This window comes from Psychroflexus salis, assembly GCF_014640175.1.
GTDB lineage: Bacteria > Bacteroidota > Bacteroidia > Flavobacteriales > Flavobacteriaceae > Psychroflexus > Psychroflexus salis.
In genome coordinates this window covers 223688-241390 of the sequence record NZ_BMGL01000003.1, presented here as the reverse complement: position 1 = coordinate 241390, position 17703 = coordinate 223688, and the positions used below count along the sequence as shown (strand labels likewise).

Below are 17703 nucleotides of genomic sequence, written 5' to 3'. Positions count from 1 at the left end.
GTAAAATCCACTTAAATTTCCGCTTAGCTTTTCAAGTCGGTTCGATGGCGGAATTCTCAAATCAGCTATGTTTTGTGAATTATTCAACATTCTCAATTTTCGGCGTCCAATTTTTTGAATATCAATCGGAATTTTCTTTACTCGATTTCCATTCCAAATTTGTTCAGTCTCTTTCGAGCGAAAAGAAACAATCATATTTTTGTTTTACGTTACTAACGCCAAAGATAAGTAAAATGTTTGAATGTTTGCAAAATTTTTTTTCAAATGTTGCCTAACGTCTCGTGCATAACGAAAGTGGCGAGCTTAAAATGCGCAAGTTTTTCGGTTAAACTTATACTTTTCTAAAAATACACAAATCTATCGTTTAAGCAATAAATTCGCCATTTTTGTTATGCGCTGTTGTAGCACGTTATTTTTTTATCACAGTTCCAACAATGTCCGATTCGTTAATCAGTCCGATATATCTCGAATCTTCCGAATTGTGTCTGTTATCTCCAATCACAAAACACTTACCTTCTGGGATTTTTAATGGTCCGAAATTGTCCATATTCCAATTCTGATTATAAATCTCTTTTATTATTTGGTCGGCTTGATTTTTAGGTTCAATTATAATTTGTCCAGAAAGTCCATTTTTTTCTGCGACTTTGTCCAATAATGTCAATATCATTTTATCATTAATATCGAATACTTGGACTTCTTTTGTGATTATTTTATTTTTAAGTAGTTCTTGAAATTTTTCAGGATATAGTAGGTAAAAATGCTGTAAATCTATAGTTCGATCAAAATTCTGTCCGTTGATAAATAAAATTCCGTCTTTGATTTCTATGGTATCGTTGGCTTTTCCTAAAAGTCGATGAACTCTTATGTGTTTTCCCAACATTTCATTCTCGTATTCATAACAGATAAAGTCGCCATTTTCATAACTGGCTAAATTTGAGACAAATATTCTTGAATTCAGTTTTATTCCAGGTTCGTTCGCTGTTGACGGAATATTATACATTTTCAGCATATCAGTTTGCCCTAGTACTGTATAAATCCCAAATATAATTCCGATAACTATTAATGTTATTTTTAGCGGTCTTTTCATAATGTGCTACAACGGTCTCGTATAACCGTCAGTTACGGGTTAATATGCGTTAATTTTCGATTTATCACAGGCTTTAGCAATTCCGAGTGGATTCGGACGTAGTCGAATCCGCCGTAATTGCGGTTATACATTGTTGTACAACGTTTTTTATCTATCCCAACCATCAATCACATAATTTTTTTCAGTCAGTTTTTTTTCAATTCCAGAACTTTCGGATTTAAACCATAATTCAAATCGAGTTGGATAGTAGTTTTCAAAAGTTCCTTCGTCAATGACAGTATTTCCTTCGTACAGTTTATAGTTATCGCTTAATTCCGATATTTTGTTTTTTGTCCGAGTACTTAACTTCCATTCCGATAATTGTATGTTTTGAGTCAATTCGTACGCTTTAATATAAATTTCTCCTTTTTCGGTAGGTTTATGCCACATATAAAAGTCATAACCACTATATCCATCCCCAATTATTACAATTTTTTCATTGTCAACTTTTATTTTTTCCAGAGAATCTATTTGTTGATTTGTCAGAAATTCAATAGGTTTTTCAAAGTTTAATTTATCAGGAATTTCAATATTATAAAATTTTGTTTCTTCATAATCTTCTGCAAATAATCCAAAAATAATCCAGCCTATAAATAGTCCGATTAAGATTAAAATTCCGAATATTATTTTTTTTGCGATGGTCATTTTAAATGTTGTACAACGTCTCGCGCATAACGAAAGTGGCGAGCTAAAATACGCAAGTCTTTCGGTTAAACTTTAAATTTTATAAATATGAAAATACTATCAATTTTACACAAATTCAGCCATTTTTGTTATGCGCTGTTGTACCGCGTTTTTTCTAATCCGACCAACTTTTGGCGTTTAATGAGTCATTTAATTTTTTTTCTTGCTGTTCTGTTGTTTTTTCTTGGTGAGAAACAGATAAAGAATCAGCGTGATTATATTCATTATTTAGAGAATAAGAATCAGATTTATAAGAATTGTTGTCACCCCTTTGATAAATAGCTATGAAACCAAAAAAAACGACAAAAAACAAACTTATAGATTGGTATTTATTCAGCCAGTATTTTTTTTCGGATTTTAAATATTTTTTATGTCCACCTTTTTTCTTTGCTAATTTTCCTTTATCGGTTAATTCACAATGTCCGCTATCAAATTGGTTAAAATACCCTTCTTTTTTTCCAAATTCAATTATTTCTGATTTTAAGTTAATAAAATATTTTCTATTTTCATTTGTATCGACTTTAAGATGTTTTGAAACTAAAATATCATATAAATCAAAAAAACTATCGTCTTTATCTGACAACAAAACGATATTAAAATATTTATCTATAACTTTTTTATCCATTATAATTTTTAATGCGGTACAACTTGTTATATCAAGACAAATATACACTTTTATTTATTACTGTTACGGTATAACAGAGGGTTTGCTGCTTCGTTATCCAGTTTGTTAAACTTCTGTATCGCAGAATCCAACGGGTTAGTAATCTCATTAATCTTACGCTCGGTTACATGCGTATAAATCATCGTGGTTTCTGGCCTAGAATGCCCTAACAACTCCTGTATATAACGTATGTCTACCCCATTCTCTAACAAATGCGTAGCATAAGTATGCCGCAAAGTATGCGGGGTTACGTGCTTTTGTATATTTGCCGCAGCACAACTGCGCTTTAAAAATTGACGTATAGATGTAGCATTGTATGGAGTACCTTCTTGCTCTCCTTCAAATAAATATACCTTAGGTTGGTAAGTTTGCGAATAATTTAATAACATCGGCCGAATACGATGCCCTAATGTGCAATTCCGATCCTTCCTTCCTTTACTTTGTTTTACATAAATAGCATTGCGCTCTAAATCTAAATCGCCTAATTGTAACTTTAATAACTCCCCAATTCGTAATCCCGAAGAATACAATAAACCAATAATTGCACGATGCTTCAAATTTTTAGTTGCACGCAAAATCAAAACAATTTCAGTAGAAGATAAAACTACTGGCAGTTTTTTGTCTTTTTTGGGCATAAACAAATCATCAGGATCATAATTTAAACCCAACTCTAACTTACTAAAATGCTTTAAGCCACTTATACATTGCCTATGAGAACTTACACTGTAACCACGCTTGGCCATAACTTGCTCTAAAAATATCTCTACATCGCGAAAATCTAAACTTGATAACTCTCTAGATGAATAAAATTTTAAAAATAATTGAATAAAATTAGAGTAGGTATGTATGGTCGATGCACTCTTGCGCTGCCCTAATAAATAATCTTCAAAAGCTTGCAAGGCATCCGTGTGAGTTTTTGGCATTTCTATAACTGAATTAGAAACTTCATTTCTAGGTTTAACTTTAGCTATGGGTTTAGAGTAAATCTTAGATTGATTTTTTGGCATGGCCGAATAATCTACATAACAACCAATATCCCTTAAATTATAATAAATAGTTTGTTTGTTTTTAGAAGTGCTTTCTACATAAAAACATTTATGTGTTTTGGTCCATTTTGCACCTAACTTCATTATACATTGCTTAATCTTTAAGTCATATACAAACTGTATAGCTATATTATTTTTGTTTCGATGCTGCAGCGGAACTAATTTTACAGTTTTTTTCATAAATAAAGATTTTGAATATTTTTCTTTAAAAATAAAACTTTAAACACTAATAACCACGAAGATAGGCTTTTAAAATTAAGCAAAGAATAAACCATTTAAATAGCCTAGTGCCAATTGTATAAATTACAAATAAAAAAAACTTTTACCTCATAAAACAAAAACGAAACTTTAGCAAAATAGAATGCTACGCCATTGCCAGTCACAATACAATTGTGTGGATAAAGTAAATTGATTGCTTAAAACTAAAAAAAATCTTAACAATACAAAAGAAAAAATAGAAAATATTAATTATTAATCAATAATATTCATTAAAATACATGAGATTGTTACCACTATAGTAAAGAAAATTTGAGTTATTATTCTTTTTAACATAGCTAGCTTTAAGCATCTAAGTGCTTAAAACTAAAAACTTTCTTTATAAATTTATTAATCTAATTAGGTGTGCAGTCTTTTATTTTGTTGAAATAAAACATTAGGTGTAAATAACTTAATATGAAGTTAAAACATCTTTTAATAAAACTAACAAACCTATGGTAATATAGCAGTTTCAATTATAAGTAATAAACCAATTTATCTATCTGTTAAAATTGAAAATGCTGTACCTAAACTATCAACTATATCTGAAGCAGTTAAACTTGCTTCACTTTCATTTTTTAAAGCAAAATCGCCAGCTAAACCATGTAAAAAAACACCTAAAATTGCAGCATTTAAGGCTGTGTAATTTTGAGCAAGTAAAGATGTTATTATACCACTTAACACATCGCCGCTTCCGGCTTTAGCCATACCTGGGTTTCCTGTAGAGTTAAAATAAAAAGCCTTAGCACTGCAAATACAAGTATAGGCTTCTTTAGCTACAACAATTAAATTGTACTTTTGGACAAAAGATTTAATTTTAGTCAATTTTTCAAAATCATTTTGCCAACCCCCTATTAAACGCTTTAACTCGCCAGGATGCGGAGTTAAAATAGAATCTTTTGGTATGCTTTTTAATAAGTTTTTATGTTCAGAAATAATATTTAAAGCATCAGCATCTAATAAAATAGGTCTATTTGCTTCTACTAAAAATTTGGCTAAAGCAGCAACTACAGCTGCAGATTTTCCTATGCCTACGCCTATTCCAACGCTATCATAAATTGTTAACTCAGTAAACGAAATATAATTATTTTCAGTATGGTTTATAGCCATAGCTTCTGGCAAATACGTATGTAAATTGGTTTTGCCAGAATTAGGTAACATTACACTCAACTTCCCTACTCCACTTTTTATCGCTGCTTTACTAGCTAACAAAATACTACCAAGCATTCCTACTTGTCCGCCCACTAAAAGTGCATGTCCATAAGTTCCTTTATGAGAAAATTTAGCTCTTGGTTTATACAATACTTTTGCAAAATCTGCATCAACAAAATAATGTTGCGTTTCTTCATTTTTAATTGCTTCCTGAGCTAAACCAATCGGAATTATTTGAAATTGCTGAATGTATTTTCCATTTTCAGGAAGCAATAAAGGCAACTTAGGAAGCTGAAAAGTTAAACATACATCTGCTTTTACAAAGCTAGCTCCATGCGGAATAGCTTCATTTAAAAACAAACCACTTGGCAAATCTATGCTTATACAAAAAGCCTTAGATTTATTAAATTGAGCAACCAAAGCTTCAACAAAATCGGGCATTCTTCGGTTTAAGCCTACTCCAAAAATGGCATCGATTAAAATATCATTTTCTGCAATTATAACTTCATTAAAATTTGCTATAGTAATAGTGTGCAATAAAATTTCAGCTTCAGCTAAACGTTTTTCATTTTGTTGAAAATCAGAAGATGCACTTTTACTAAATTCAACTTTATACACTTTTACATTATATCCGTGTTTAATTAAATGAAAAGCAATAGCCAATCCATCGCCACCATTATTGCCTACTCCACAAAAAACATGAATGTTTTGCTGCTTGCTTTTTAAAAAAGGTAACGAAGCATGAAGCGCATTTTTTGCTGCACGCTCCATCAATTCCCAAGACGAAATATGCTGGCTGTGTAAAGTTAATTGGTCAAGCTTTGCTAATTGTTCTGCATCAAAAATCTTCATCATTCATTTTTAAGCAAAATAATAGAAATCAATAAAAAATGAAAAGCTTCTACTAATTATTTGTAAAAGAAATTGCTGAAACAAGAAAGCATCGTAAATTCACATAAAATTATAGAAATGAAAAAAACAACGCTTTTATTAATCCTTGTAGCACTCAATTTTGCTTGTAATAAAGCTGAAAAGAAAGAAAAAACCACAGAAAAGAGTTCAACAATTGAAGCAACTTCAATAAAAACAAAAGAAGTAAACACACCAAAAATAAATCCAATTAGTCATGCCAGTTTTGTAATGGAATGGGGCAACAAAGTTTGGTATAACGACCCTGTGGGCTCCATAGAAGATTATGCAGATTTTAAGAATCCTGATGTAATATTAATAAGCGATATTCATGGCGATCACTTTAGTATAGAAACCTTGTTGTCGCTTAAAGGCGAATTTAAAATCATCGTACCACAAACTGTGTTTGAAGAAATGCCAGAGAATCTTCAAAAAAAATCGATAGTTATAAAAAATGAAGAAAGCATAAAGTGGGAAGACTTTAAAATTCAGGCAATACCCATGTACAATATTACAGAAGAACGCCTAAAATTTCACACCAAAGGCAGAGGCAATGGCTACTTAATTGATAATGGCAGCTACAGAACTTACATTAGCGGCGATACCGAAAACATTCCTGAAATGGCTGAACTAAAAAACATAGATTTAGCTTTTATGTGTATGAATTTACCTTACACCATGTCGATAAAACAAGCTGTTGAAGCTACTTTATCTTTCGAACCAAAAACAGTAATTCCATATCATTATCGCGGAATGAAAGATGGTGAATATCATTTGTACAATACAGAAGTTTTTGAACGTTTAATAAGCGATGCCTCAGACCAAACAAAAGTAAAACGAATAAATTTTTATCCAGAAAAGCAAATGTAAAAGTAAAGTAAATTATGCTTTAAGAAGTTTGAAACTTATCACATTCAAAGTCAACCTTAATTAAACATAAAATTAATTATTAAAAAGCCGAAGCCTTCAAAAACCTTTTGCACCATTTAGGGCCAGGGCAACAAAAGAACTTCAAACAGAAATCAAAAACCTTCAAAAACCTTTTGCACCCTTTAGGGCCGGGCAACAAAAGGAATTCAAACAAAAATCAAAAACCTTTTGCACCCTTTAGAGCCGGGGCAACAAAAGGAATTCAAACGAAAATCAAAAACCTTCAAAAACCTTTTGCACCCTTTAGGACCGGGGCAACAAAAGAACTTCAAACAGAAATCAAAAACCTTCAAAAACCTTTTGCACCCTTTAGGGCCGGGGCAACAAAAGAACTTCAAACAGAAATCAAAAACCTTCAAAAACCTTTTGCACCCTTTAGGGCCTGGGCAACAAAAGGAATTCAAACAAAAATCAAAAACCTTTTGCACCCTTTAGAGCCGGGGCAACAAAAGGAATTCAAACAAAAATCAAAAACCTTCAAAAACCTTTTGCACCCTTTAGGACCGGGGCAACAAAAGGAATTCAAACGAAAATCAAAAACCTTCAAAACCTTTTGCACCCTTTAGGGCCGGGGCAACAAAAGGAATTCAAACAGAAATCAAAAACCTTCAAAAACCTTTTGCACCCTTTAGGGCCGGGGCAACAAAAGAACTTCAAACAGAAATCAAAAACCTTCAAAACCTTTTGCACCCTTTAGGACCGGGGCAACAAAAGAACTTCAAACAGAAATCAAAAACCTTCAAAAACCTTTTGCACCCTTTAGGGCCGGGGCAACAAAAGAACTTCAAACAGAAATCACAAACCTTCAAAACCTTTTGCACCCTTTAGGGCCGGGGCAACAAAAGGAATTCAAACAAAAATCAAAAACCTTCAAAAACCTTTTGCACCCTTTAGGGCCGGGGCAACAAAAGGAATGAGTTAGAAAGCGACATTTGCTGCTTAAAGTGGAATTAATCGCATTAAAATTCTATTTTTGTTTAAAATGCTTTTATGAAGTTATATTTCAACATTCTTGTGCTTAGTTTGCTTTTTTGCAGTTGTAAAAACGATACAAAAAAAACAGAAACATTAGTAGAAGAACAAATTGAATTAAAATATAGTACAACTTTTCAACTTTATGAAACCGAAAATTATAAACGCATTGTTGTAATAAAGCCTTGGCCAGATGCCGAAAAAGAATTGGTTTATGTTTGTGCAAAAGACAAGGCTAAAATCCCCAAAAATTTAAAATACGATGCTTTTGTACAGCTGCCTGTTCAAAAAATCGTGCTTACTTCTACCACGCATATTCCATCGCTCATTAGTTTAAACCAATTAGAAAAATGGGTGGGTTTTCCAGGTTTAGATTATGTTTCGTCGGAAGCTGCCAGAACAAAAATTGAAGCAGGACATGTTACCGAAATCGGACAAAATGAAGCTTTAAACACCGAAAAATTACTCGAATTACAACCCGATGTAGTAGTTGGTTTTGCTGTAAAAGGAAGCAATAAAAGCTTAAACACCGTAAGCAAAGCAGGAATTCCTGTATTGTACAATAGCGATTGGTTAGACGAGCATCCTTTAGGCAAAGCCGAATGGATTAAGTTTTTTGGAGTCTTAACCAACTCACTTCCAGAAGCCGAAAAGCAATTTAATAGCATTGAAAAAAATTACAACGACTTAAAAAAATTAGCAGCAACATCAGGATCGCGACCTAGCGTGCTGGCAGGAGCTATGTATAAAGATGTTTGGTATTTACCAGGTGGAAAATCTTGGCAAGCACAATTTCTAAAAGATGCAAACACCAACTATGTATACGCCGATAATTCTGAAACAGGAAGTTTATCAAAATCCTTCGAAGCGGTTTTAAATAAAGCGCAACAAACCGATTTTTGGGTTGCTCCAGCTCAATTTACAAGTTATCAGCAACTATTAAAAAGTAGTGTACACTACCAAAAATTTACAGCTTTTCAAGATAAAAAAACCTATACATTTGCTAAAACCAAAGGAAAAAAAGGTGGCGTTTTGTATTATGAATTAGCCCCTAACCGACCCGATTTGGTTTTACAGGATTTGGTGGGAATTTTTCATCCAGAACTATTACAAGTAAAAGAATTTTCATTTTTTGAAGCACTAGATGAATAAAATGAAACATCAACTCACATTTTTACTGCTTTTTATAATATTATTCATCTTTACGGTATTGAATTTAAGTTTGGGGTCTGTTAAAATTCCATTAAACGAACTAATTTCAATCTTATTAGGACAGGGAAGTGAAAATTCAAGTTGGGAATACATTATTTTACAATTTAGATTTCCAAAAGCCATAACTGCTATTTTAGTTGGTGCTGGCTTATCGGTTTGTGGTTTGCTAATGCAAACTCTGTTTAGAAATCCCTTGGCCGGTCCTTACGTACTGGGTTTAAGCAGTGGTGCAAGTTTAGGTGTTGCGCTTTTGTTTTTGGGTGGTAGTTTGTTTGGTGGTTTTTTCGCTAGTTTAATTTTTTCGAAATGGGCAGTTGTATTGGCTGCAACTCTCGGAAGTGGTTTAGTTATGCTAGCTGTAATATCGACAGCTATTCGAATAAAAGACACCATGGCTTTGCTAATTATAGGACTCATGTTTGCAAGTTTAACTGGTGCCGTGGTAAGTATTTTGGCTTACTTTAGTCCAGCAAACCAATTACAGCAATATGTATTTTGGTCGTTTGGCAGTTTGGGTAATTTAAATTGGAATGAAGTCTTTATTTTATCGATTTGTGTTACTTGTGGACTAATTTTAAGTTTGTTTTCTTTAAAAAACATGAATGCCTTGCTTCTGGGTGAAAGTTATGCGCAAAGTTTAGGGGTTTCTATTCATAAAAACCGAAACTTAGTAATTCTAGCCACGGGAATTATGGCGGGGAGTATTACTGCATTTGCCGGCCCTATTGCATTTGTTGGTTTAGCGGTTCCGCATTTAGTGAAACAAGTTGTAAAAACAAGCAATCACTTTATACTTTTCCCTTCCGTTTTGTTTTGTGGTGCAAGTATTATGCTGGTATGCGATAGTATTGCGCAATTACCAGGAAGCGACTTTACCTTACCCATCAATGCAGTTACTTCAATTTTTGGTGCACCCGTTGTAATATGGTTGCTTTTACGAAAAAAGAAAATGCTATTTTAAGTATGAAAACATCTAAAGCAATACTACACACAGAGAAGCTTCAAATAGGTTATGAAGCTAAAAATCCTATTGCTAGTGATATTTCAATAGCAATACCAGCGGCAAAATTAATAGCGATTATTGGTGTAAATGGAGCAGGAAAATCTACTTTATTAAAAAGTATTGCAGGAATTCAGCCAGCTTTAAAGGGTAGTTTGCACATCGAAAATAAACGCATAGAAAACTTACAAAAAAACGAATTAGCGGAATTAATTAGCTTGGTGTTAACGCAACAAAATCAATCTAAAAACTTGAGTGTAATTGAGTTGATCAGCTTGGGGCGACATCCTTATACCAATTGGTTAGGAGTAAACACAAGACAAGATAAAATACACATTGCAAAAGCTATACAGCAAGTAGGAATTGAAAAACTAAAAGCTAAAAAATGTAACGAATTAAGCGATGGACAATTACAAAAAGTAATGATTGCTCGCGCATTAGCACAAAATACGCCTGTTATTTTAATGGACGAGCCAACTTCTCACTTAGATATGTACCATAAAGCACAAGTGCTTCATTTATTAAAAAACATTAGCTTAAATACACAGAAAAGTATTGTTTTTGCTACCCACGAAATTAATTTAGCCTTGCAATTATGCGACGAAATTATTTTAATTAACGATGGAAAAGTTCAACAAAACAAACCAGAGGTTTTAATTGAAAAAGGGGTTTTATCTAATTTGTTTCCAAAGGATTTAATTCATTTTGATATACAAAGCAAAAGTTTTAAAATTAGTAATAACTAATTTTAAGTAGCTTAAATTTAGTATTTCACTTTAAGAAATAACGATTAAAATTGTAGAGTGATTAAACAAAAAAACAGGCTTATTTTTAAAAAATAAGCCTGTTTTCATAGTTTAAGTAAAAAAATTATTTAACTACTAATCTTTTTACCAAACTTGTATTGTTACTTGTAAAACGCAATAAATACATTCCGCTAGATACGTCTAAATGAATATGGGTTTCGTTGTTGATTTCAGATTTTTGAATGGATTTTCCCTGTAGTGTAAATACTTCTACTTCAGCATTGGCTAAACCCTTAACTGTAATTTTTCCTGAAGTTGGATTAGGATAAAAACTAAATTCGTTAAATTCTTCTTCAACCAGAGATAAAGGCTGGTTCCAAAAATCGCCTTGTTTGTCGCCCCAAATGTAATCTACCAATTCAGGATAATCGATAAATGGGTTTCGGTTTTGTTGCCAATTGTAAATTACATTGTTTCTATTCATTTCAAAATCGTCTGCAGGATCAAGTTCGTGCCAATCCAACAAGGTTTGCAAATCACCAAGTTCTCCAGCATTAGAAAGTGTTGGAAAACCATCTACAACCGATAAACCATTAAAACGAATAGCCATATAAAAAGCAGAACGTGCTACATCGCCATAAAAGCTTGCTTCGTTGCCAGTAGGTCCTACATAATCGCCAAAGTTTTTATTTCCACGAGAACTATTTTCATTGGCATCGGTTGCTCGCAAAGCGTGGGCATCAGAGTTTCCGTGGCGTAAAGAGTCGGCATTGGTATTCCACCATACATTAATTCCTGTGGCTATTCCATCATCTTCTATACTAAAGAACCCGCCGCGAGAACGTGGAAAAACATGTTCTCTATTCCAAAATCCCGTTCCATCAGAACCGGTTTGAAATAGGTATTTGGCTCTATTTTCTTCGCGATACATTAACCATACTTGATTAGAGTTGTCTGGACTTTGGTCTGCTTCTTTTAAAATATCGATAATATCACTATAGGTATGAATTCTAACTACGCCTTCTTCGGCAATTAAATCTTGCATAGCATCAATTAATTCTTCGCCTGCTTTTCCATCTAAATCATCGTAGTAACCATCTGGTGCAGTCGAATTTACCTGATCGAAAGTAGGATTTACCGGGCTTCCCCAGCTGGCAACTTGAAAATCGTTATCAATAACAATTACTTGAATTTCATTTTGCAATAAAACATAAGGTGGTGCTGGCTCAACAATATCAATAATGAAAGTTTCATCGCCTTCATCTAAATTATCATCGATTATACTTAAAGTTGTTGAAGCAGAATCTTCTCCACTTGGAATGCTAACCGTAGTGTTTCCTGTGAAATCATTTTGATCGAAATTTCCATTTTCTACGGAAAAATTCAATGTTAAATCTTCTGATAAAGTTGAAGAAGTAGTAAAGGTAATGGTATAATCTTCACCTTCATTTACAGTTGAAGCGGGTGTGTTTACATCGATAAAAATTGGAAGTACGCCACCACCTTCATTAGGAACGCGGGGAGTTGGCGTTGCAACAAACCACGAACCATCGTCTGCACGCTGAATAGATTCTACCAAACCTTGTCCGTTTATATTTTCATTGATAATTCCATTGAAATTTAGCAAAGTTGGTAAATCCTGACCATCAGACTGCCCGTGACTATACACCAAAGCATCGACAAGATTAGCCGTTGTTGCTAATGTACCATCAGGATAATTGAAGTCGTTACCAACATAAATTCCAACTGCATCAACACCATTTTGAAAGGTATTTTGCGAAACAATGAAATTTGGAGATGGCGAAACATCTGCACCACCAATAACAAACAACCCATTAAAGTCGGTTACAAAACCATCTAAATCTAAAGTGTAATAACTCGAATTTCCACCCGAACTCGAACCATTAAACAGAACCATAACATAACCATCCAACGGCGTATTAGGCGATTGGGTTTTTAGTTCGATAAATTCGGCTGTGTCTATACCTGGATTTCGAGAATCTAACTCATTAATAATTACATTTTGAGCTGTAATTAATTTACATAAAAAAATACTTAGTAAAGAAAAATACAATTTAAAATTCATAGGGTGATTTTTTACAAAACTACATAAAATAAAATGGTCTTACATTAAGCTAATAATAAGACCATTTTTATTTTTAATATAAACACAGTTAATTAGCGTGTCAACTTTTTGTATTTTATACGTTTAGGCATTAAATCGCCACCTAAGCGAGCTTTTTTGTTTTCTTCATAATCGCTAAAGCTGCCTTCAAAAAAGTAAACTTGTGAGTTTCCTTCGAAGGCTAAAATATGGGTGCAAATACGATCTAAAAACCAACGGTCGTGAGAAATAACCACAGCACAACCTGCAAAATTTTCTAAACCTTCTTCTAAGGCCCTCAGAGTGTTTACATCTAAATCGTTAGTTGGCTCATCTAACAATAAAACATTGCCTTCTTCTTTTAGCGTCATGGCTAAATGCAATCGGTTTCGTTCACCACCAGACAGCGTTTCAACATTTTTATTTTGTTCGCTTCCGTTGAAGTTAAAACGACTTAAATAAGCACGAGAATTTACTTTTCTGCCACCCATCATAACCAAATCTTGTCCGTCTGAAAAATTCTCCCAAATGGATTTATTAGCATCAATATTAGCATGTGCTTGGTCTACATAGGCAATTTTTGCAGTTTCTCCAACTAAAAACTCACCAGTATCGGGTTTCTCTTCTCCCATAATCATCTTAAAGATAGTAGTTTTACCAGCTCCATTAGGACCAATAACACCAACAATTCCAGCTTGCGGTAAATTAAAGTTTAAATCTTCATATAACAACTTATCTCCAAAGGCTTTGCTCACCGCTTTGGCTTCAATAACATTGGTTCCTAAACGTGGGCCATTCGGAATATAAATTTCTAATTTTTCATCGAGTTTTTCCTGATCTTGACTCATCAGTTTGTCATAATTTTTCAAACGCGCTTTTTGTTTAGATTGTCTTCCTTTTGGAGCCATTTTTACCCATTCTAATTCGCGTTCTAAAGTCTTTTGGCGTTTACTAGCTTGTTTTTGCTCTTGAGCTAAGCGCTTGGATTTTTGATCTAACCAAGAAGAATAATTTCCTTTCCACGGTATGCCTTCGCCACGGTCTAATTCTAGTATCCAACCTGCAACATTATCTAAAAAATAACGATCGTGGGTTACGGCAATTACCGTTCCTTTGTATTGTTGTAAGTGATGTTCCAACCAATGCACCGATTCGGCATCTAAATGGTTTGTAGGTTCATCTAAAAGCAACACATCGGGTTCTTGTAATAACAATCTACATAAAGCCACTCGCCTACGTTCTCCACCCGAAAGATTTTTAATAAGCTGGTCCGATGGTGGTGTACGCAAAGCATCCATTGCTACTTCTAATTTATTATCGAGTTCCCATGCATTTGTAGCATCAATTTTATCTTGTAAAACCGCTTGCCGATCCATGAGTTTTTGCATTTTATCTGGATTCTCGTAAACTTCTGGTAATCCAAAATCGTCATTAATCTTATTGTATTCATCTAAAATAGCAACTACATCTGCCACACCTTCTTTTACAATATCTAAAACGCTTTTGTCTTCGTCTAACTCTGGTTCTTGAGCTAAATATCCAACAGAATAATCTTGCGAAAAAACTACATCTCCACGGAAGTTCTTTTCTTTACCAGCTATAATTTTAAGCAAAGTAGATTTACCAGAACCGTTTAAGCCTAAAATTCCGATTTTGGCTCCATAAAAGAAACTTAGATAAATATTGTTTAAAACTGGTTTAGCCGCATTGGGAAAGGTTTTGGTAACTCCAGACATGGAGAAAATGATTTTTTTATCGTCTGCCATAATTTATTTATTTTTTATTAGGGTATTTATTTTGATCTATTTTTTGTTGCCATTTCCAAGCACTTTCTAGCGCTTCTGCTAAGCTTAGTTTAGCTTTCCAGCCCAATACTTGGTTTGCTTTATCTGTATTAGCATAAGCTTCAATTACATCGCCTTCTCTACGATTAGCTATTTGATAAGCTAATTTGGTTTGCGTCACTTTTTCAAAAGTTTCAATCACTTCTAAAACCGAATTTCCTTTTCCTGTACCTAAATTAAAAATTTCAAAATTAGATTGATTTTTACGATTTAGCAATCGTTCTATCGCTACTACATGCGCTTCAGCTAAATCCATTACATGAATGTAATCGCGAATGCAAGTACCATCTTCGGTTGGATAATCATTTCCAAAAACAGATAAAATTTCGCGGTGACCTGCTGCAGTTTGGGTTATAAAAGGAATTAAGTTTTGTGGTACGCCAATGGGTAATTCGCCAATTTCGGCACTTGGATGTGCGCCAATTGGGTTAAAATATCGCAAAGCAATGGCTTTTATGTTTGAATTGATGTAGGTTGTATCACGAATTATTTCTTCACCAATTTGTTTGGTGTTTCCATACGGAGATTCAGCTGGTTTTACTGGTGCGTTTTCAGTAATAGGTAGCTCATCGGCCTGACCATAAACCGTGCATGAAGAACTGAAAATAAAATTTGCATTTTCCATTTTACTCAATTCTTGCAGGATGTAGGTTAAAGTATTTAAATTGTTCTCGTAGTATAATAGCGGGTTTTGAACGCTCTCTCCAACCGCTTTTGAAGCGGCAAAATGAATTACACCATCTATATCGGAATGCACATTAAAGTAAGCAGAAACGGCTTCTTTATTGCGTAAGTCTAACTTTGTAAAATTGGGACTTGAAATTGTAATTTTTGTAATTCCTTCTAAAACTTGTAAACTCGAATTCGATAAATTGTCAATTATGTATACTTCGTGTCCTTTTTGTTGCAAAGCAACTGCAGTATGCGAGCCTATAAAACCTAAACCGCCTGTTACTAAAATTTTCATGTGATGTTAGTTATTTAATTTAAATTGAAAAGTTACACAATATTACAATTTATGAATAAATTTTTATGTTATTATTAAAAATAATATTACACCTAAAGCTTAACTTCGCGCTAAAAATGAAGAACCCTACTTTTATTAAATTGTTTAAAGTTTTAAGCTACTTAGAAGCCATTTCTTTTCTTCTGCTTTTGGGAATTGCTATGCCTTTAAAATACTTTTTTGATATGCCAGCATATGTTCGTGCTGTAGGAATGGCTCACGGCATTTTATTTGTCTTGTATATTTTTGGTGCCTATTATTTATACGAAAAATTAAATTGGAAGTTTAAAGTTTTTGGCGTTTTTGTAATTTGCTCTATCTTACCTTTTGGGCCATTTTATGCTGATAAGAAATACCTGCCGTCAACTTAACTTTTACTGGAGTTTAATCGGTCTTTAACAAATTCTATTTTTGTTTTTCCGTGTGGACTTGGCTTGCCATCTTCACCTAGGTTAACCATGATAATTTTATCGATTTTGATGATGGTTTTACGGGTCATTTTGTTTCTAACTTCGCAAGCTAAAGTAAGGGATGTTTTACCAAATTTTACTACTTCAATACCAATTTCAATAATATCTCCTTGCTCAGCTGAACTTACAAAATTAATTTCGTTCATGTATTTGGTAACCACACGTTTATTTTCTAGTTGAATGGTTACGTAAAGAGCTGCTTCTTCGTCGATCCAAGCTAAAAGCTTTCCGCCAAATAAAGTTTGATTGGGATTTAAATCTTCTGGTTTAATCCATTTTCGGGTATGAAATCGCATAATTTATTTTTTCTAAAAATACAATCGAATTAGATAAAGTACAACTTTTAATCATCGATTATCACAATAGGATTATTAGCAGCTTATTACCCCAAAAAAAGCCACCTTTAAAGGTGGCTTCTAAATTTTAATAGGTAATGTTTAGTTTATTTTTTGATAGGTAAGTGTTCTTTCTGAAGACTGATTTACATCAAAAAATTGTGCGTTATTTCTGAATGAAATAGTAAAACTCTCAGTGGTTTCAGCCCCTGTTCTTCTTAAAGTTAGCACCATATCGTCTTCAACATTTTCCCATGTACCATTAAAGGTAGCTGCTACTTCGCAGTTATCTGGATCTTGGCCTGCATAATCAATTTCAGAATAAGAAAAATCTTGGTTAAACGTAAATTCTCTTTGTTGATTACATGGAATACTTGCTACTGGAGTATTGTTTTCAATGATTTGAAACAATTCCCAAGTGCCACGTAAATCTCTAGATGCTTCAGAAATACTGGGTCCATCATCGTCGCTTGAACAGGATAAAGTAAATGCAATAAAAAATGCTGCTACAATAGTAAAAATCTTATTTTTCATGCTTATAATTTTTTACAAATCTAAATTATTTTAGTTTAAAATGACAATCTATAGGCAACAGATACAGATAGCATATTGTTTCCAAAAAAGTTTTAGTTAATGTAATATTCAGGTAAACTACATTTTAATAAACAAGAATACTTACCTAAATAAGAAATAAACAACTATTGCATAATTATAAATTAAACCTTAGTAAATAGTAAAATTAATATTGAATTGAAACTTTTTGTATTGATGATATTACCATTTATTCTTTCTATTGTTTTATTAATAACACCACTGAATTACGGACAAATTTCCGAAAGTAAAATTATACTTTCAGAAGCACAGATCCATCAGCTAGCTAATAAGCTATTTGAATTAAAAAAAGAACGAAAAATACCAACAAAACCAGGCACTAAAAAAGAATATAAAAACCTATTAACCAATTATTTAAATAAAAAAACTAATACTAATACTTTAAGTATTGAATTTACATACAAAATACTTGTAAAACAGAACTTAAATACAAGACTAAACTAAACAGAAAACCAAAAACAGGATGCAAAAGCAATGCAAAAGCAATTCAAATCCTATAACATATGCAACTACAATCGAAGATGCAATTCAACTAATTTTATAATACTTAGCAGCTATAAAAAAACAATTACAAACTTCAAAAAACACTCAATATCAACTTATTACAGTTAAAAAAGACGAAAATGCTTGCTAGCA

18 protein-coding genes are annotated in these 17703 nt (G+C 33.0%); 7 read left to right on the top strand and 11 right to left on the bottom strand.

Translation table 11 applies throughout. The annotated features are described in order from the left end of the window. The 6 genes from IEV63_RS03590 to IEV63_RS03565 all read right to left on the bottom strand — a co-directional run. On the bottom strand, positions 1-195 hold a 195-nt coding region (locus IEV63_RS03590; RefSeq protein WP_188405388.1), incomplete at its 3' end, for a type II toxin-antitoxin system RelE/ParE family toxin. A 214-nt stretch (positions 196-409) separates the two neighbouring features. Then, positions 410-1087, bottom strand: coding sequence for a signal peptidase I (lepB, locus tag IEV63_RS03585; protein ID WP_188405387.1), 678 nt, complete (start codon positions 1085-1087; stop codon positions 410-412). A 147-nt stretch (positions 1088-1234) separates the two neighbouring features. After that, positions 1235-1771: a hypothetical protein gene (locus IEV63_RS03580; protein ID WP_188405386.1), complete on the bottom strand. Its 537-nt coding sequence runs from the start codon at positions 1769-1771 to the stop codon at positions 1235-1237. A 154-nt stretch (positions 1772-1925) separates the two neighbouring features. Further along, positions 1926-2435 (bottom strand): hypothetical protein, encoded by a 510-nt coding sequence (locus IEV63_RS03575; RefSeq protein ID WP_188405385.1) that lies wholly within the window; start codon positions 2433-2435, stop codon positions 1926-1928. A 50-nt stretch (positions 2436-2485) separates the two neighbouring features. Further along, complete coding sequence (locus IEV63_RS03570; protein WP_188405384.1) at positions 2486-3700, bottom strand: tyrosine-type recombinase/integrase; 1215 nt, start codon at positions 3698-3700, stop codon at positions 2486-2488. 570 nt (positions 3701-4270) lie between these two features. Continuing rightward, the gene (locus IEV63_RS03565) at positions 4271-5782 is read right to left on the bottom strand and encodes an NAD(P)H-hydrate dehydratase (RefSeq protein WP_229737167.1); all 1512 of its coding nucleotides are present in this window, start codon (positions 5780-5782) and stop codon (positions 4271-4273) included. A 114-nt stretch (positions 5783-5896) separates the two neighbouring features. On the opposite strand from IEV63_RS03565, the gene IEV63_RS03560 reads away from it, so the two are divergent. The 5 genes from IEV63_RS03560 (at position 5897) to IEV63_RS03540 (ending at position 10696) form a co-directional block, all read left to right on the top strand. Next, positions 5897-6706 (top strand): MBL fold metallo-hydrolase, encoded by an 810-nt coding sequence (locus IEV63_RS03560; RefSeq protein WP_188405383.1) that lies wholly within the window; start codon positions 5897-5899, stop codon positions 6704-6706. Between the two features lie 107 nt (positions 6707-6813). After that, positions 6814-7332 (top strand): hypothetical protein, encoded by a 519-nt coding sequence (locus IEV63_RS03555; protein WP_188405382.1) that lies wholly within the window; start codon positions 6814-6816, stop codon positions 7330-7332. Between the two features lie 424 nt (positions 7333-7756). Beyond that, a complete protein-coding gene (locus tag IEV63_RS03550; RefSeq protein WP_188405381.1) occupies positions 7757-8890 on the top strand; it encodes an ABC transporter substrate-binding protein in 1134 nt (377 codons plus the stop codon). Between the two features lies 1 nt (position 8891). After that, positions 8892-9911 carry an iron chelate uptake ABC transporter family permease subunit gene (locus IEV63_RS03545; RefSeq protein WP_373283706.1) on the top strand — a complete coding sequence of 340 codons (1020 nt, stop codon included), beginning with the start codon at positions 8892-8894 and terminating at the stop codon, positions 9909-9911. Between the two features lie 2 nt (positions 9912-9913). Continuing rightward, positions 9914-10696, top strand: coding sequence for an ABC transporter ATP-binding protein (locus IEV63_RS03540; RefSeq protein WP_188405379.1), 783 nt, complete (start codon positions 9914-9916; stop codon positions 10694-10696). Between the two features lie 124 nt (positions 10697-10820). Here the strand turns inward: IEV63_RS03540 and IEV63_RS03535 are convergent, their stop codons facing one another. The 3 genes from IEV63_RS03535 to galE form a co-directional block, all read right to left on the bottom strand. Then, the gene (locus IEV63_RS03535; protein ID WP_188405378.1) at positions 10821-12782 is read right to left on the bottom strand and encodes an endonuclease; all 1962 of its coding nucleotides are present in this window, start codon (positions 12780-12782) and stop codon (positions 10821-10823) included. 92 nt (positions 12783-12874) lie between these two features. Continuing rightward, entirely contained in the window at positions 12875-14566 is a 1692-nt protein-coding gene (gene ettA, locus IEV63_RS03530) for an energy-dependent translational throttle protein EttA (protein ID WP_188405377.1), read from the bottom strand. A 7-nt stretch (positions 14567-14573) separates the two neighbouring features. Next, complete coding sequence (galE, locus tag IEV63_RS03525) at positions 14574-15611, bottom strand: UDP-glucose 4-epimerase GalE (RefSeq protein WP_188405376.1); 1038 nt, start codon at positions 15609-15611, stop codon at positions 14574-14576. A 116-nt stretch (positions 15612-15727) separates the two neighbouring features. On the opposite strand from galE, the gene IEV63_RS03520 reads away from it, so the two are divergent. Beyond that, entirely contained in the window at positions 15728-16021 is a 294-nt protein-coding gene (locus IEV63_RS03520; protein ID WP_188405375.1) for a DUF3817 domain-containing protein, read from the top strand. On the opposite strand, the gene IEV63_RS03515 is transcribed toward IEV63_RS03520, so the two are convergent. Both IEV63_RS03515 and IEV63_RS03510 read right to left on the bottom strand, forming a co-directional pair. Then, entirely contained in the window at positions 16018-16416 is a 399-nt protein-coding gene (locus IEV63_RS03515) for an acyl-CoA thioesterase (protein ID WP_188405374.1), read from the bottom strand. The genes IEV63_RS03520 and IEV63_RS03515 overlap by 4 nt on opposite strands. Positions 16417-16557: 141 nt before the next feature. Then, a complete protein-coding gene (locus IEV63_RS03510; RefSeq protein WP_188405373.1) occupies positions 16558-16989 on the bottom strand; it encodes a lipocalin-like domain-containing protein in 432 nt (143 codons plus the stop codon). A gap of 216 nt (positions 16990-17205) precedes the next feature. Between IEV63_RS03510 and IEV63_RS03505 the strand changes: the two genes are divergently transcribed. Further along, positions 17206-17511: a hypothetical protein gene (locus IEV63_RS03505; RefSeq protein WP_188405372.1), complete on the top strand. Its 306-nt coding sequence runs from the start codon at positions 17206-17208 to the stop codon at positions 17509-17511. Positions 17512-17703: the final 192 nt, after the last annotated feature.

Coding starts and splice junctions, on each gene's coding strand:
- lepB (WP_188405387.1), bottom strand. CDS start 1,087: ATGAAAAGACCGCTAAAAATAACATTAATAGTTATCGGAATTATATTT.
- IEV63_RS03580 (WP_188405386.1), bottom strand. CDS start 1,771: ATGACCATCGCAAAAAAAATAATATTCGGAATTTTAATCTTAATCGGA.
- IEV63_RS03575 (WP_188405385.1), bottom strand. CDS start 2,435: ATGGATAAAAAAGTTATAGATAAATATTTTAATATCGTTTTGTTGTCA.
- IEV63_RS03570 (WP_188405384.1), bottom strand. CDS start 3,700: ATGAAAAAAACTGTAAAATTAGTTCCGCTGCAGCATCGAAACAAAAAT.
- IEV63_RS03565 (WP_229737167.1), bottom strand. CDS start 5,782: ATGATGAAGATTTTTGATGCAGAACAATTAGCAAAGCTTGACCAATTA.
- IEV63_RS03560 (WP_188405383.1), top strand. CDS start 5,897: ATGAAAAAAACAACGCTTTTATTAATCCTTGTAGCACTCAATTTTGCT.
- IEV63_RS03550 (WP_188405381.1), top strand. CDS start 7,757: ATGAAGTTATATTTCAACATTCTTGTGCTTAGTTTGCTTTTTTGCAGT.
- IEV63_RS03545 (WP_373283706.1), top strand. CDS start 8,892: ATGAAACATCAACTCACATTTTTACTGCTTTTTATAATATTATTCATC.
- IEV63_RS03540 (WP_188405379.1), top strand. CDS start 9,914: ATGAAAACATCTAAAGCAATACTACACACAGAGAAGCTTCAAATAGGT.
- IEV63_RS03535 (WP_188405378.1), bottom strand. CDS start 12,782: ATGAATTTTAAATTGTATTTTTCTTTACTAAGTATTTTTTTATGTAAA.
- ettA (WP_188405377.1), bottom strand. CDS start 14,566: ATGGCAGACGATAAAAAAATCATTTTCTCCATGTCTGGAGTTACCAAA.
- galE (WP_188405376.1), bottom strand. CDS start 15,611: ATGAAAATTTTAGTAACAGGCGGTTTAGGTTTTATAGGCTCGCATACT.
- IEV63_RS03520 (WP_188405375.1), top strand. CDS start 15,728: ATGAAGAACCCTACTTTTATTAAATTGTTTAAAGTTTTAAGCTACTTA.
- IEV63_RS03515 (WP_188405374.1), bottom strand. CDS start 16,416: ATGCGATTTCATACCCGAAAATGGATTAAACCAGAAGATTTAAATCCC.
- IEV63_RS03510 (WP_188405373.1), bottom strand. CDS start 16,989: ATGAAAAATAAGATTTTTACTATTGTAGCAGCATTTTTTATTGCATTT.